The organism is Streptomyces aureus, from assembly GCF_000725495.1.
GTDB lineage: Bacteria > Actinomycetota > Actinomycetes > Streptomycetales > Streptomycetaceae > Streptomyces > Streptomyces aureus_B.
The window spans coordinates 1-14,505 of sequence record NZ_JNZD01000048.1 but is presented as its reverse complement, the minus strand read 5'-3'; the positions used below and the strand labels follow the sequence as shown (position 1 = coordinate 14,505).

At 72.5% G+C, this 14,505-nt stretch carries 13 protein-coding genes and 1 pseudogene; 5 read left to right on the top strand and 9 right to left on the bottom strand.

Annotated features, from left to right (window positions below; all coding sequences use genetic code 11):
- The first annotated feature begins 32 nt into the window (after positions 1 to 32).
- Entirely contained in the window at positions 33 to 797 is a 765-nt protein-coding gene (locus tag IO36_RS34920; protein ID WP_037626109.1) for a DUF2127 domain-containing protein, read from the top strand.
- A gap of 37 nt (positions 798 to 834) precedes the next feature.
- On the opposite strand, the gene IO36_RS34915 is transcribed toward IO36_RS34920, so the two are convergent.
- Positions 835 to 1,770, bottom strand: coding sequence for an aldo/keto reductase (locus tag IO36_RS34915; RefSeq protein WP_037626107.1), 936 nt, complete (start codon positions 1,768 to 1,770; stop codon positions 835 to 837).
- A gap of 1 nt (position 1,771) precedes the next feature.
- Positions 1,772 to 2,674, bottom strand: a complete 903-nt coding sequence (locus tag IO36_RS34910) for a Rossmann-fold NAD(P)-binding domain-containing protein (RefSeq protein WP_037626140.1) — start codon at positions 2,672 to 2,674, stop codon at positions 1,772 to 1,774.
- A gap of 147 nt (positions 2,675 to 2,821) precedes the next feature.
- Here IO36_RS34910 and IO36_RS34905 point away from each other — a divergent pair, with 147 nt between their 5' ends.
- From IO36_RS34905 to IO36_RS34890, 4 genes are all read left to right on the top strand, one after another.
- Entirely contained in the window at positions 2,822 to 3,343 is a 522-nt protein-coding gene (locus IO36_RS34905) for an Lrp/AsnC family transcriptional regulator (protein WP_078943630.1), read from the top strand.
- A gap of 101 nt (positions 3,344 to 3,444) precedes the next feature.
- On the top strand, positions 3,445 to 3,873 hold the full coding sequence (locus tag IO36_RS34900) for a MerR family transcriptional regulator (protein ID WP_037626104.1): 429 nt from the start codon (positions 3,445 to 3,447) through the stop codon (positions 3,871 to 3,873).
- A complete protein-coding gene (locus IO36_RS34895) occupies positions 3,870 to 4,202 on the top strand; it encodes a thioredoxin family protein (RefSeq protein WP_037626103.1) in 333 nt (110 codons plus the stop codon). Before IO36_RS34900 ends, IO36_RS34895 begins: the two co-directional genes overlap by 4 nt.
- 193 nt (positions 4,203 to 4,395) lie before the next feature.
- Positions 4,396 to 6,651: a HelD family protein gene (locus IO36_RS34890; protein ID WP_078943635.1), complete on the top strand. Its 2,256-nt coding sequence runs from the start codon at positions 4,396 to 4,398 to the stop codon at positions 6,649 to 6,651.
- 55 nt (positions 6,652 to 6,706) lie between these two features.
- Here the strand turns inward: IO36_RS34890 and glgB are convergent.
- The 7 genes and pseudogenes from glgB to IO36_RS34855 form a co-directional block, all read right to left on the bottom strand.
- Positions 6,707 to 8,916 (bottom strand): annotated as a pseudogene (gene glgB, locus IO36_RS34885) (1,4-alpha-glucan branching enzyme).
- 83 nt (positions 8,917 to 8,999) lie between these two features.
- Positions 9,000 to 10,409, bottom strand: a complete 1,410-nt coding sequence (locus IO36_RS34880) for a maltokinase N-terminal cap-like domain-containing protein (RefSeq protein WP_037626098.1) — start codon at positions 10,407 to 10,409, stop codon at positions 9,000 to 9,002.
- A gap of 223 nt (positions 10,410 to 10,632) precedes the next feature.
- Entirely contained in the window at positions 10,633 to 11,277 is a 645-nt protein-coding gene (locus IO36_RS34875) for a hypothetical protein (RefSeq protein WP_037626096.1), read from the bottom strand.
- Between the two features lie 148 nt (positions 11,278 to 11,425).
- On the bottom strand, positions 11,426 to 11,923 hold the full coding sequence (locus IO36_RS34870) for a hypothetical protein (protein WP_037626093.1): 498 nt from the start codon (positions 11,921 to 11,923) through the stop codon (positions 11,426 to 11,428).
- A 216-nt stretch (positions 11,924 to 12,139) separates the two neighbouring features.
- A complete protein-coding gene (locus IO36_RS34865; RefSeq protein WP_037626091.1) occupies positions 12,140 to 12,688 on the bottom strand; it encodes a hypothetical protein in 549 nt (182 codons plus the stop codon).
- 126 nt (positions 12,689 to 12,814) lie between these two features.
- Complete coding sequence (locus IO36_RS34860; RefSeq protein ID WP_037626089.1) at positions 12,815 to 13,435, bottom strand: signal peptidase I; 621 nt, start codon at positions 13,433 to 13,435, stop codon at positions 12,815 to 12,817.
- 685 nt (positions 13,436 to 14,120) lie between these two features.
- A partial coding sequence (locus IO36_RS34855) for an alpha-glucosidase C-terminal domain-containing protein (protein ID WP_037626087.1) occupies positions 14,121 to 14,505 on the bottom strand: 385 nt, incomplete at its 5' end.

Genomic DNA, 14,505 nt, shown 5'->3' with positions numbered 1-14,505 from the left:
GGCACGGCACGTTCTGCGGAGGACACCGAAGCATGAAGATCGACTGGGACCGGCGGACCTGTGCGCGCAAGGGGCACGTCACCTACGCGCCGGACGACCCGCGCCTGCGGGTGCGGCTGCACGCCCAGACCGCCCTCGGCGACGTCTGGCGCTGTCTGCGCTGCGGCGACTTCGCGCTCGGCGAGCCGCACGGCTCGGGACCGGCCTCCGAGGCGCCCCTCGTCCCGCGCGGCAAGGTGCTCCGCGACCTGTTCATCCTGCGCTTCCTGGCGATCGAGCGGGCCGTGCGCGGGGTGTTCATCGTGCTGGTCGCGGCCGCCGTCTGGAGGTTCAGCAACAGCCAGGACGCGGTGCGCCGGCTCTTCGACGAGTACCTGGACGTCCTGCGGCCGGTCTTCCGGCACTTCCACTACGATCTCGACCACTCGCCCGTGGTCGGCACGATCCAGAAGACCTTCGGCTACAAGCACTCCACGCTGCTGATCGTCGCGGGCCTGCTGCTGGCGTACGCGCTGATCGAGATCATCGAGGCGGTCGGGCTCTGGTACGCCAAGCGCTGGGCGGAGTACCTCACGGTCGTCGCCACCGCCGCGTTCCTCCCGCTGGAGATCTACGAACTCACCGAGCACGTCAGCTGGCTGAAGATCGCGACCCTGGTCCTGAACATCCTCGCCGTCCTCTACATCGCCCTGGCGAAACGGCTGTTCGGCCTGCGCGGCGGACATCGGGCGTTCGAGGCGGAGCGGCAGAGCGCCTCGCTGCTCGAGGTGGAGGAGTCCGCCGGGGTCATGGTCTGACCTCCGGACCCCGGACCCCCGGACCCCTCGGCCCGGTTCACGGGCCGAGGCGGGCCAGGTCCTCCGCGCTCAGGACCAGGTCGGCGGCGGCCGCCGAGTCCCGGGCGCTCTCCGGACGGCCGGCGCCCGGGATCGGGATCACCGTGGGGGAGCGCCGCGACAGCCAGGCGAGCGCGACCCGCTGCGGGCTCACCCCGTGCTCCCGGGCCACCGCGTGGAAGGCCCCGAAGCGGTCCCGCACGGCCGCGCCCGGGTCGCCGGACGAACCGCCGCCCGGGCCGCCGGACGAACCGTCGACCGGACCGTCGGACGGGCCGTCCAGGGAGCTGCGGGAGATGCCGCCCAGCGGGCTCCAGGGCAGGAAGGCGAGCCCCAGCTCGGCGCACAGCCGCAGTTCGGGGTCGCTGTCGCGGACGGCGGGGGAGTACCGGTTCTGGACCGAGACCAGCCGGTCGCCGAGGATCGCGCGGGCCCGGCGGATCTGGTCGACGCTGGTGTTGGAGACGCCCGCCAGCCGGATCGTGCCCGCGTCGAGCAGCTCGCGCAGGGCGCCCACCGAATCCTCGAACGGGACATCGGCATCGGGCTTGTGCAGCTGGTAGAGGCCGATCGCCTCCAGGCCCAGCCGCTTCAGGGAGGCCTCGGCCGCCGCCTTCAGATGGTGCGGGGAGCCGTTCACCGTCCAGCTGCCGTCGGCCGGCCTGCCCCGCCCGCCCTTCGTGGCCACCAGGACGTCCGTGGTGTCGCCGCCGTACGTCGCGAGCGCGCGGGCCACGAGCCGTTCGTTGTGGCCGGGTTCCGCGCCGGGCAGGTGGTACGAGTCCGCGGTGTCGAGCAGGGTGACGCCCGCGTCGAGGGCCGCGTGCACCGTGGCCAGGGCCCGCGCCTCGTCCGGCGCCCCCTCGATCGACAGCGGCATCAGGCCGAGCCCCACGGCGCTCACCCTCAGCCCGCCCAGAGTGCGATGGCGCATGTCAGTCGTCCTTTCCGAGCGTCTCGGCCACCGCGCGCGGCAGCCAGGCCCGCGCGTCGCCGAAGCGGAACCCGAGCCCGGTGGCGCGGGAGTTGTCCATGCCGTAGGAACGACGGAAGGAGAAGGGGGAGACCTCGCCCACCTCGACGGACTCCAGGACCGTCCGGCCGTCCGGGAGGTGCGCGCCGACCGCCGCGCACAACTCCTCGGTGGTCAGGGCCCCGTGGGAGGCCGCGTTCACCGGCCCGGTGAAGTCCTCGCCCACGGCCCAGTACAGGAAGCCGGCGATCTCCTCGACGTCGATGTAGGTCGCCGGGTGGTTCACGGCGGGCACGGCGATCGGCCTCCCGGACCGGATCCGGTCGGCGTAGTGCTCCAGCCGCCCGGTGAAGTCGTCCTCCCCGCCCAGCACATGGGCGACGCGCACGGCCACGTACGGGAAGTCCGGAGCGGCCGCGAACACCGCCTCGGCCTGCCGCTTGCCCTCGCCGTAGTGCGCCTCCCGGAACTCCGGGTCCTCCCAGGGGAGCCCGGTGTCGAAGGCGACCGTCCGCGGATCCACGGACTCCTCGCGGACGGGGACGGCCGAGTCCTCGTACTCGTACACCTCGACGGTGGACGTCATCACGTACCGGCGCGTGCGTCCGGCGAAGACCCGGCGGGCGATCTCCGCCTGCCGGGGGGTGTAGCAGACCTGGTCGACGACGACGTCGAAGGTCCGTGAACCCAGCGCCGTCTCCAGGGACTTCTCGTCGTCGCGGTCGGCGATCAGATGCACCGTCCCGGCGGGCGGCGCGGACGAGCCGCGGTTGATCACGGTGACCCGGTCGCCCGCCGCCAGCAGCCGGCCGATGAGACGTTTTCCGAAATACCGGTTTCCGCCGATGACGCAGATCTCCCGCATCTCGCCCTCCCCCATTCCCCGTACCCGTGCCGCCCGCACCCCTGCGTTCTCGCACACCTGCCGGCTTTCGTCCGCCGGCCGTTCACGGTGCTTCGGCCTGTGGTCATAATTCTCCCGTCGGGGGGGGTCGGGACCGAAGGGGGAGACATGGGAGATCCGGCTGTCGCACCGAAGGAAACACGGCATCCGCGTGCCGTCTCCGTCGAAACGACGGCGGGCTTCGACACGCTGGACCGGGGGATCCTGGAACTGCTGCAGAGCGAGGGCCGCATCAAGCTCAGCGAGCTGGGCCGCCGCGTCCGGCTGAGCCCCGCCGCGGTCGCGGAGCGGGTGCGCCGGCTGGAGGCGACGGGGGCGATCACCGGGTACGGCGCCCAGGTGTCGGCGTCCCGGCTCGGCTACGGCATCCAGGCATTCATCCGCGTCAACCCCCACGGCGGCTACACGCTCAAGCACCCGCGGACGCTGGAACTCCTCGCCCGTCCTGAGGTCACCGAGGTCCACCACGTCGTCGGCGAGGACTGCTGGATCCTCAAGGTCGCGGTCGAGGACACGATCCATCTGGAGGACGTCCTGGAACAGACCTCCGCGCTGGGGCGGACGACCACCTCGATCGTGCTGTCGTCCCCGGTGGACCGTAAGCCGCTGCTGCCCCGCGCCACACGCTGACGCGGCGCCTCCCGCCGGGCACCGCCTCCCGGGGACCTCCGCCGGGGCTGCCCTCGCGCACGCTTGCCTTGACGTCGGCGTCAAGGACTACCGTCGGGGTCATGCGAATCGGCGAGCTGGCGGCACGGGCCGGGACGACCACGCGGACCCTGCGCTACTACGAGTCGCGGGGGCTGCTGCCCGCGCGGCGGGGCGACAACGGGTACCGCACGTACGACGAGCACGATCTGCGGCTGCTGCGGCAGATCAGGACGCTGCAGGACTTCGGGTTCGACCTGGAGGAGACGCGGCCGTTCGTCGAGTGCCTGCGGGCCGGACACGCCGAGGGCGACGCGTGCCCGGCGTCCCTGGACGTCTACCGGCGCAAGCTCGGCGAGCTCGACGCGCTGATCGGCGAGCTGCGGTCGGTGCGCGCGCAGGTCGGCGAACAGCTGGCGCGGGCGGAGCGGGCGCGGGACGCGCTGGCCGCCGACGCGGAGGTTCCGGGCGGTCCGGAACCCGTGTGCGAACTGGGAGGGGAGACGCCATGATCAAGGCGGCAGGAGTGGCCGAGGTGACGGACGCGGACTTCGGGTCGGAGGTGATCGGCTCGGACCTGCCCGTGCTGGTGGAGTTCACCGCGGACTGGTGCCCGCCGTGCCGGCAGATGGGGCCGGTGCTCAGCGAGCTGGCCTTCGAGGAGGCCGACCGGTTCAAGGTGGTCCAGCTCGACGTCGACACCAATCCGGAGACGACGCTCGCGTACGGGGTGCTCTCTATGCCGACGTTCATGGTCTTCCGCGACGGCGAGCCGGTGAAGTCGATGGTGGGCGCCCGGGCCAAGCGGCGGCTGCTCCAGGAGCTGGACGACGTGCTCTGAGTTCCGTCCCCGCCGCCGGTCCGGCGCACAAAAAATCCCCTGGGCAATTGCGCCCGGGGGATTTCTCTGCGTATATTCGATGATTCACGACTTCGAGGAATCAAGACGTGAAGAAGTTCAGTAGCCGCAGTGTATCTGGGTGGGAGCGGAATTGTCAAACAAGGGATCGCACACAGAATTCCCCGACGATGAACTGCGAAGTGAGCAGGAATTCATCGACGGGCTGTACGCGCGTGTGGACGCCCTGCGCGATGCCACCGAGGTCTCCGTCGGGGACGCGCTCGCCCAGGGCAACACACCGCGGCAGGCCCGGGTCGAGCGGGACATCCTGGTCGCCGAGCGCTCCGGGATGCTGGCCGCGCTGAACGCCGTGGACGGCTCGCTCTGCTTCGGCCGCATCGACCTGTCCCCGGTGGAGGGCGGTCCCGCCGCCGGCGTCAGCCACCACATCGGCCGCATCGGCATCCGCGCAGACGACCTCGAGCGCACCCCGGTCCTCATCGACTGGCGGGCCCCGGTCGCCCGCCCCTTCTACCTGGCCACCGGGCACACCCCGATGGGCCTGCGCCGCCGCCGGCACATCGGCACCGCGGGCCGGCACGTCACCGACCTGCACGACGAGATCCTCGACCTCGGCGACCGCGAGCGCACCGGTCACGAGGACCCGAGCGGCGACGCCGTGCTGCTCGCGGCGCTCAACTCGGCCCGCACCGGACGGATGAGCGACATCGTGCAGACCATCCAGGCCGAGCAGGACCGCATCATCCGCGCGCCGCACCGCGGGATCATGGTCGTCGAGGGCGGCCCCGGCACCGGAAAGACGGCCGTCGCCCTGCACCGCGCCGCCTTCCTGCTGTACGAGCACCGCGAACTGCTCGCCAAGCGGGCCGTCCTGATCGTCGGCCCCAACCCCGCCTTCCTCGGCTACATCGGCGAGGTGCTGCCCTCCCTCGGCGAGACCGGCGTCCTGCTGTCGACCGTCGGCGAACTCTTCCCCGGCGTCCACGCCACCGCCGCCGACACACCCGAGGCGGCCGCCGTGAAGGGCCGCGCCTCCATGGCCGACGTCCTCGCCGGGGTCGTCCGTGACCGGCAGGCCCTGCCCGACCCGGTGATCGCCATCGAGCACGACCGGGACGTCCTGATGCTCGACGCGGGCCTCGTCCAGGTCGCCCGCGAGCGCACCCGCGAGGCGGGCCTGCCCCACAACGTGGCCCGCGAGCACTTCGAGGGCCACATCCTCAACACGCTCACCGACATGCTCGCCGAACGCATCGGCACGGACCCCTTCGACGGGTCCAACCTGCTCGACCCCAGCGACATCACCCAGATCCGCGACGAACTCGCCGAGAACCCGGAGGTCTGGTCGGCCGTCGACCGGCTGTGGCCGAGACTGACCCCCCGGCGGCTGGTCGCGGACTTCCTGGCCGACCCGTGGGGTCATCTCCCGGACGAGGAGGCGGCGGCGGTCCACCGCCCGTCGACCGGCCCCGCCGACTGGACCCCCGCGGACGTGCCGCTGCTCGACGAGGCCGCCGAGCTGCTCGGCGAGGACGACCGGTTCACCCGGGCGCGCGCCGACCGGGAACGCCGTACCCAGATCGCCTACGCCCAGGGCGTGCTGGACGTCTCCTACGCCTCGCGGACCTACGAGTTCGACGACAAGGACGAGGAGGACTCCGAGATCCTGTCCGCGCACGACATCATCGACGCCGAGCGGATGGCCGAGCGGCACGAGGAGGACGACCACCGCAGCGCGGCCGAACGGGCCGCCGCCGACCGGACCTGGGCCTTCGGGCACATCATCGTCGACGAGGCGCAGGAGCTGTCGCCGATGGCCTGGCGGCTGCTGATGCGCCGCAGCCCCACCCGGTCCATGACGCTCGTCGGTGACCCCGCGCAGACCGCTGAGGCGGCCGGGGTCGGCTCGTGGGAGGAGATCCTCTCCCCGTACGTGCAGGACCGCTGGGAGCACACCCGGCTCGGCGTCAACTACCGCACCCCGGCCGAGATCATGGACGTCGCCGCCGGTGTCGTACGGGCCGAGCGCCCCGGGTTCGAGCCGCCGCGCTCCGTCCGGTCCACCGGGGTGCTGCCCTGGGCGCGGGAGGCCGGGGACGACCTCCCGGGCGCCGTCGCCAAGGCCGTCGCCGAGCTGACCCCGGCCGAGGGACGGCTCGCGGTGATCGCGCCGAAGCCCCTGCACGCGGCGCTCGCCGCCCGGCTGGACGGGGTGACCGCGGGCGACGAGCCCGACCTGACCCGCGCCGTCGTGCTGCTCGACCCCCGCCAGGCCAAGGGGCTGGAGTTCGACTCCGTGCTGGTCGTCGAGCCCGCGGCCTACGGCACGAGCGACCTCTACGTGGCCCTGACCCGGGCCACCCAGGCGCTGGGCGTCCTCCACACCGGGGAACTGCCCGCGTCGCTGCGGGGGACCGGCCTGGAGTGACGGTCCGGCCCGGCCCCGGCGCGGTGACCGCCGGGGACCGGGTCCGGTCAGCCGTTCACGCGGGCCGCAGCCACACCGTCGCCAGCGGCGGCAGCGTCAGCTGGATGCTGGCCGCCCGGCCGTGCCAGCCGGTGGGTTCCGGTTTGACGGGGTCGGGGTTGGTGACGTCGCCGCCGCCGTAGCGCAGGTCGTCGGTGTTGAGGACCTCGCGCCAGGCGGGGACGTCCTCGGGGACGCCGAGGCGGTAGCCGTGGCGGACGGCGGGGGAGAAGTGGGAGACGGCCAGCAGGGGCGTGCCGTCGGCGGCGTGGCGCAGGAAGGCGAGGACGTTGTCGTCGGCGGAGTCGCCCGTGATCCAGGCGAAGCCGGACGGGTCGGTGTCGCGTTCCCACAGCGCGGGTTCGTGCCGGTAGGCGCTGTTGAGGTCGCGGACCAGGTCGCGGACCCCGCGATGGTCGGGTTCGGCGCCGTAGGCGGGGTCGAGCAGCCACCAGTCCGGGCCGTGGGCCTCGGACCACTCGGCACCCTGGGCGAACTCCTGCCCCATGAAGAGGAGTTGCTTGCCGGGATGGGCCCACATGAAGGCGAGGTAGGCGCGGAGGTTGGCGCGCTGCTGCCACCAGTCGCCGGGCATCTTGGAGACGAGCGAGCGTTTGCCGTGCACGACCTCGTCGTGGGAGATCGGCAGGACGTAGTTCTCGCTGTAGGCGTACACCATCGAGAAGGTCATCTCGTCGTGGTGGTACTTGCGGTGCACCGGGTCGTGGGACACGTAGTCCAGCGAGTCGTGCATCCAGCCCATGTTCCACTTCAGTCCGAACCCGAGGCCGCCGAAGCCGCCTGGGCCGGTGTGGTGGGTGGCCCGGGTGACCCCGTCCCAGGCGGTGGACTCCTCGGCGACGGTGACGACCCCGGGGTTGCGGCGGTAGACGGTGGCGTTCATCTCCTGGAGGAAGGCGACCGCGTCCAGGTTCTCCCGGCCGCCGTGCTCGTTGGGGGTCCACTGACCGGCCTCGCGGGAGTAGTCGAGGTAGAGCATGGAGGCGACCGCGTCCACGCGCAGGCCGTCGATGTGGAACTCCTCGCACCAGTAGGTGGCGTTGGCGACGAGGAAGTTGCGGACCTCGCGGCGGCCGTAGTCGAACTCCAGCGTGCCCCAGTCGGGATGGGCGGCCCGGAGCAGTCGTCCGGGGTGCCGAGGCGGGCGGTGGGGGCGTAGAAGCCGGTGACCTGGTAGCCCCAGGAGCCGCCGAAGGGGTGCTCGGCGACCGGCATCAGCTCGACGTGCGTGAAGCCCAGGTCCCGTACGTAGGCGGGTAGTTGATCAGCGAGTTGGCGGTACGTCAGCCCCGGTCGCCAGGACGGCAGATGCACCTCGTACACGGAGAACGGCGCCTCGTGGACCGGCCGGTCCGCCCGCTTCGCCATCCACTCCGCGTCGTGCCACTCGTGGTGGGAGGCGTGGACGACCGACGACGTGGCGGGCGGTGCCTCGGTGCGCCGGGCCATCGGGTCGGCGCGCAGGGTGCGGGACCCGTCCGGGCGGGAGATGTCGAACTTGTACAGCTCGCCCTCGCCGACGGCCGGGACGAACAGCTCCCACACCCCGGAGGAGCCGAGCGAGCGCATCGGATGCCCGGAGCCGTCCCAGAAGTTGAAGTCGCCGGCGACCCGGACCCCGCGCGCGTTGGGGGCCCACACGGTGAAGCGCGTGCCGCCGACGCCCTGGTGCTCCATCGGCTCCGCGCCGAGCGCCCGCCACAGCTCCTCGTGCCGGCCCTCGCCGATCAGATGCAGGTCCAGCTCGCCGAGCGCGGGCAGGAACCGGTAGGGGTCCTCGCCCTCCTGCACGGTCCCCTCGTACGCCACGACCAGCCGGTACCCGTCCGGGACCGTGCGCAGCGGCAGCAGCCCCGAGAAGAAGCCGTCCCCGTCGTCGTCGAGTTCCGCGCGCAGGCCCTCCGTGACGACGGTGACCCCGAGCGCGTACGGGAGGAAGGCCCGGAAGGCGACGCCGTCGGGCACCGGGTGGGCCCCCAGCACTCCGTGCGGATCGTGGTGCGTCCCGTCGAGCAGCCGTCGCCGGTCCACCGCGCCGACCTGGGCGGAGGCCGGACCGGTCGTCCCGGCCGCCGCGTCGGCCGCCGTTTTCTTCGGCGCCTTCTTCCCGGTGGCGGGCCGCTCGGCGGGTGGCTTCTTCCCGGTGGCCGGTTTCCTCGCGCTCTTCTTCTTGGGAGTGTCGTCGGACCGGGGGCGGGACGTCACGGGCAGGGCCTCCTCGGGCGGGTGAGCTGGGCACAGGCGGGTGAACCGGGCACAGGGGCAAGGAGCAGGGGGGCGCACGGGGATCAGGGCGACGCGGCCAGCCGGCGCACGGCCGCCAGCGGAACAGGCAGCCAGTCGGGGCGGTGCCGGGCCTCGTACACCACCTCGTACACCGCCTTGTCGGTCTCGAAGGCGCGCAGCAGCACGGGGTCCGTGCGCGGATCGAGTCCGGTGACCTCTGCGTAGCCGGTGCAGTAGGCGGCCCGGCAGGCGTCGGCCCAGCCGGTCGCGGGCGAGGTCCCCGTGGTGCCGGGCACCCGGGGCACGGAGTGGGCGGCGTAGTCGAACGAGCGGAGCATGCCCGCGATGTCGCGCGCCGGGGGCTGGGGCAGACGGCGCTCGGCGAGCGGTTTCGAGGGTTCGCCCTCGAAGTCGATGAGCGACCACCGTCCGTCCGGGGAGCGCAGGCACTGGCCGAGGTGCAGATCGCCGTGGATGCGCTGGGCCGTCCACGTGTGGCCCTCGGCGGACAGATCCGCCAGCGCCTCGAACGCGGTCCGCAGGCCGGGCGCGTGGGGCCGGAGCAGGGGCACCGCCCGCACCGCGGCCTCCAGCCGTTCGGTCATGGCCTCGACCAGGGGCCCGACACGGGCGTGGCCGAGCGTCACCACGGGCAGCGCGCGGGCCAGGGCCGTGTGCACCTCCGCGGTGGCCCGCCCCAGCGCCCGCGCCTCGGCGGCGAAGTCCTGGCCCTTGGCGAGCTCGCGCAAAGCCAGCTCCCAGCCGTCCGAGGCGCCCTGCACGAACGGCTGGAGCACCCCGAGGACGTACGACTCCCCGGACAGTTCGGCCCGCATCCAGGCGGTGGGCGCCGGCACCCGCGCGCAGCCCTCGCGGGCCAGGGCCAGCGGCAGTTCGAGGTCGGGGTTGACGCCGGACACGACCCGCCGCAGTAACTTCAGGATGAACGTGTCGCCGTAGACCACCGAGGAGTTGGACTGCTCGGCGGTCATCATCCGCGGTACGAGACCGGTCCGTATCTCCTGGCCGGTGTCCCGCTCGAAACGCAGCCCGCCGACGCGGGCCCGGGAGCGCAGGGCCTCCAGGAGCACCTCGGCCGGCTGCGGGTCGTAGAGGGCCTCGTACACCGTGCGTCCGGCGAGCGGCCCCTCGGTGAGATGCCCGATCAGCGCCGGTGCCAGCCGGGGCGGCAGCGCCTCGCGCACGCCGATCAGCAGCTGGTAGCAGTCGCCGGGGACGCCCTCGGTGCCGCCCGGGACGGGAGGCTGATGGGCGCGCGCCAGCAGGTGGTAGAGGCCGATCGGACCCTTCGCCGGCAGCAGTTCGGTGGCGGTCACCAGGGAGAGCCCGGTGACGGGCCGTCCCTTGCCCGCGAACCAGCGCTGCCGTGGCAGCCAGTCGCGCAGGAGCGGGTCCAGCGACGCCAGAAGGCCGGGACCTGGGGGCGCGGTGCGTGTGACGGCTTCCGACATGGTCGCGTCCTTTCCCCGGGGTCGGGGTTTACTGATGCGTGCCCCGGGCGAAGCCGTGGAAACCGCCCCGCCCGGGGGCCTTTTCGGTCGAGTGGGTCCGGGAGATTTCCTGCGGACACGGCACAAGGGTGTCCAATTCCGGTGGGTGATACCAGACCTGGACACCCGTGCGCCGTTCACTCCCGCGTTCGCGCTCGGCCGGGGCCGCCCCCGGGGGCCCGGGTCAGACGACCGTGGACGCGAGCACGAGGTGGATGCTCCCCGCGAGGTCCTTGGAGACGGTGTCGCCCGGCTTCACGGGCGTGAGCCAGAGCTCGTAGCGGGCGGAGCCGCCGGGCTTGAGCACGGCCGTTCCGCCGGTCTGTCTGACCTCGGCCGTGACCTTCCCGGCGAGGCCGGCCGGGGGGCCGGCGGTGGCCGTGACCCTCAGATCGAGGTCACCGCTGTTCTGCGCGGTGAAGGCTCCGATCATCAGCGGGGCGGCCCCGGTGAACTTGATCTCCTTGTTCTTGTACACGTAGTCCGGGGCGCTGTTCGTGAACCAGTCGCTGGAATTCAGCGCGCCGGTGGTCAGCTTGGCGGTCTTCGTGGGCGTGGGCGTGGGTGTCGGGGTGGGCGTGGCGGATCCGGTGGCCGTGGGGTCCGGGTCACCCGTCGCCGGGGCCGTGGGGGTCACGGGAGCCGACACCGTGGGCTCGGCGGTGACCGTGGCCGTGGCCGTCGGGGTGGGAGGGAGGTCCGCCGTGACCGTGAAGGACCCCGTCACGGCGCTGGTGAACGTGGCACCGCTGCTCACGCCGACGAGGCCGATGCCGCCCGCGGCCAGTACGAGGACGGCCGCGATCTTTCTCCGGTCGGAGATGGCCATGGGTGGTGCGCCCTTCTGATCGAGCTGGGGTCGGGTCTACGCCCCGGTGGAGGGGCGCCATGGCGGTGAACGCCGGGGCCCACCCCGCCCGTCCGGCGCGGGGCCGGGACGGACGGGGTGGGCTGGGGCCGTGCGGGACGCGCCCGGCTCAGGCGGTGGCGTCGACCTTGAACGTGACCTTGGCGGACTTGCCGGAGGACTCGTTGCCGAGGTTCGTGGCCTTGACCACGACCCGGTACTGGACGTACTGGCCCGGCGCGACCGTGTCGGAGCCGCCGGTGTCGCCGCCGGTGCGCTCCAGCGACACCTGGACGTCGAGGTCGCCGGATCGCGCCACGCTCGCGTCGAAGGTCACCGGGATGTCGCCGTGGTTCCAGACGGTGAGGTTCGAGCTGTTGAGCGGGACGGCGATCTCCTGCGTCGAGGAGGTGATCAGCAGCGGCTCGGCGAGGGTGGCCGTGTGGCCGTGGTCGCCGATCGTCCAGCCGTCCGCCTGGATCGCGATCCTGGCGGTGCCGGCCTTGACCGTGGACTCGGCGGTCACGGTGTCGGTGAACACGGCGCCGCTGCCGATGCTCACCAGGCCGATGCTGCCGGCCAGGATCGCCGCGACGGCGACCGCCTTCTTCTTGTTGGAGATGGCCATGGGAAAGACCTTTCGGGAGCGGTGCTCCGGCGTGCGGGGGCGTCGGCCCGGTGCGGCCGGTGGGCCCGTAGGGTGGCCGCAGCGCCCGGACCCGCCGCGGGAGGGCAATCCCGCGGCGGGTCGGTGGTCACTGGACCGGGGCGTGTGCGGAGTGGGCCGCGGAGCTCCGGCCGATGGAAGCGGTCGGAGGCCGCGGTCCACTCACGCGGTGGTGGATCAGGAGGTGGCGGTGACCTTGACGGCGACCGAACCGGTCAGGTTCTGCCAGGAGTTGTCGAGGTTCTTGACCTCGATCTCCACCTTGTAGGTGGCCTTGGCGCCCTTGTTCAGCCAGGCGGCGTCCGTCGTGGAGTCCACGCGCGTCACCTTGACGTTCAGGGCGCCGCCGAGGTCGCCGCTCTTCACGACGTCGAACGCGACACCGGCACCGGCGGTGCCGTCGTTCTCGACGGTGAAGTTGGTGACCAGACGGCTGGTGGAGGAGCCCAGGAGCTGCTCACCGTCGAGAACGGCGTAGTTGCCGTCCACGATGTTCCACGCCGAGGTACCGCCCCAGGTGTAGGTGGCGTGCGGCGCGACACCGTCGTACGCCGAGGTGGCGCCCTCGGCCTTGACGATGTTCAGGTCGGCGTGGCCGGAGCGCAGGTTCGTCTGCGCGGTCACCGTGTCGGTGAAGGTGGCACCGGCACCGGCGCCGATGAGGGCGAGGCCGCCGACGGCGATCGCGGCGGCGGCGACCGCCTTCTTCTTCGTGGAGATGGCCATGGTGATGGGCCTTTCTGTGGGATGGGTGAGGTTCGGGCTCGCGCCCGGGGCAGGACACGGCTCGCCCCGGCGGCTCCCTGGCTGGGTGCCGCCCGGCGTCGTGTCACGGGAGGTACTCCCGGTGCCCTAGGGGGTGGTGGTCTGCGGGGTGGGCTTCCTCGGGCGCCACAGCAGGACGGCGACGCCGCCCAGGATCAGCACGGCGGCCGCGCCGAGCAGGATCCGGAAGCCGGTTTCGGTGTGGATCGCCGTGACCGCGTAGCCGACGTACGGCACGTCGTGACGGACGATCCAGGCGGTGTCGCCCTCGGGGCGGACGCGCCAGGGGTCCTGGGTGCGGTTGGCGTCGCCCTTGGTCTCCAGGACCGGGCCCTGTGCGGACGGCGTGATCCTGACGATCCGGTGGACGACCTGGCGCTCCGGCTCGTCGGGGCGGTGGAAGATGACGACGTCGCCGACCGTCAGTGAACTCACGGGCTCCCGCTGGGCGATGACGACGCTACCGGTCGGGAGTTTCGGCTCCATGCTGCCGCTGAGGACCGAACTGGCCTCCCAATGGCCGGACTTGACCGCGTAGGCGGCGAGCGCGAAGCCGACGGCGAGCACCACGACCAGGAGACTCAGCAGGGCCGAGAGGGCCCGGTGGGTCCAGTGCCGGCGCCCGGCCGGCCGTTCGGCGTCCGGAGCCCCGGCGGGCTCGGGCGCCTCAGCGGGCTCCGCCGTCGCACTGCGTACTGCCAGCTTCAACTGATGTCTCCTGCGTACGAGTTCGGACCCGCGGGCGGTACGGGGGTGGTGGGCCGTTCGGGCGCGCCGGGGGAGGCGCGGGGGCATTCGCTCGGGGGCGTACGAATCCCCCCGCGCCGGCCGGGGGGAGAGCCGCGGAGCCCCGCGGGATCTCCGTGTCCGAGTGCGGGTCGGAAGCAGGGCGGCGACAGGACGGGCCCTTCACCCGGGGAACAGAGCGGATTCCCGGGTCGTCCCGTCGCCGCGGTCTTCACAGGACGCGCACGACGTCGGGTCGGCGGCCGGGCGGCCGTGAGGTCGTCCGCCGGCGCGATGCGCCGGTCCGCCGAGCGGGTGAGCCGCTATAAAACGGTGCCTGGCCTGGGCAATCTCATCCACTCCCGCGCTGTGCACATGCCGTGAACTCCCCCCCAGGGAGTGGCCTCCGTCGAGGTGGCCAAGATCAGACTAGGGGTGTGTGTGCATCGTGGGAAGCATGTGAACGAAGTGTGGAGGCTGCGTTATCGAACCGTGACATCAGGGCGGTTTAAAGATGGCGAGACAGCCGCTAATGGGGTGTCAAGGGCGGTGTGTCCGGTTCCGGCGAGTGCCGAAACCAGGGCTTCCCTGCCGGTGGCTGCGCGCGGCCGTGCGCCCTCCGGGCACATGAAATCGGCCAACTCGCCTGTCCGGGCGCGCCCGTTGGTCACGCGCGCGGAAAACGGCCGCCGGCTGCCGGCGGCCGGATTCGGGGTCCGGGTCCGGGGTCCGGAACCCGGCAGGGTCCCGGACGTCGGCCGATGGCCGGGAAGCGGACGCCGCCGATGAGTTCGACGGGGTGCCTGCCGTTGAACTCGCGCAGGTCGAGTTCGGTGGGCTGGGCGAAGCGGGAGAAGTTGTGCACGCACAGCACCAGGTCGTCGTCCCCCTCGCCCTCGTCGGAGGGCGCTTCGCGCAGGAAGGCGAGGACGGCGGGGTTGGTGGAGTGCAGCTCGGTGTAGGTGCCGAGTCCGAAGGCCTTGTTCTGTTTGCGGATCTCGATCATGCGGCGGGTCCAGTGCAGCAGGGAGGACGGCGAGGACATGGAGGCC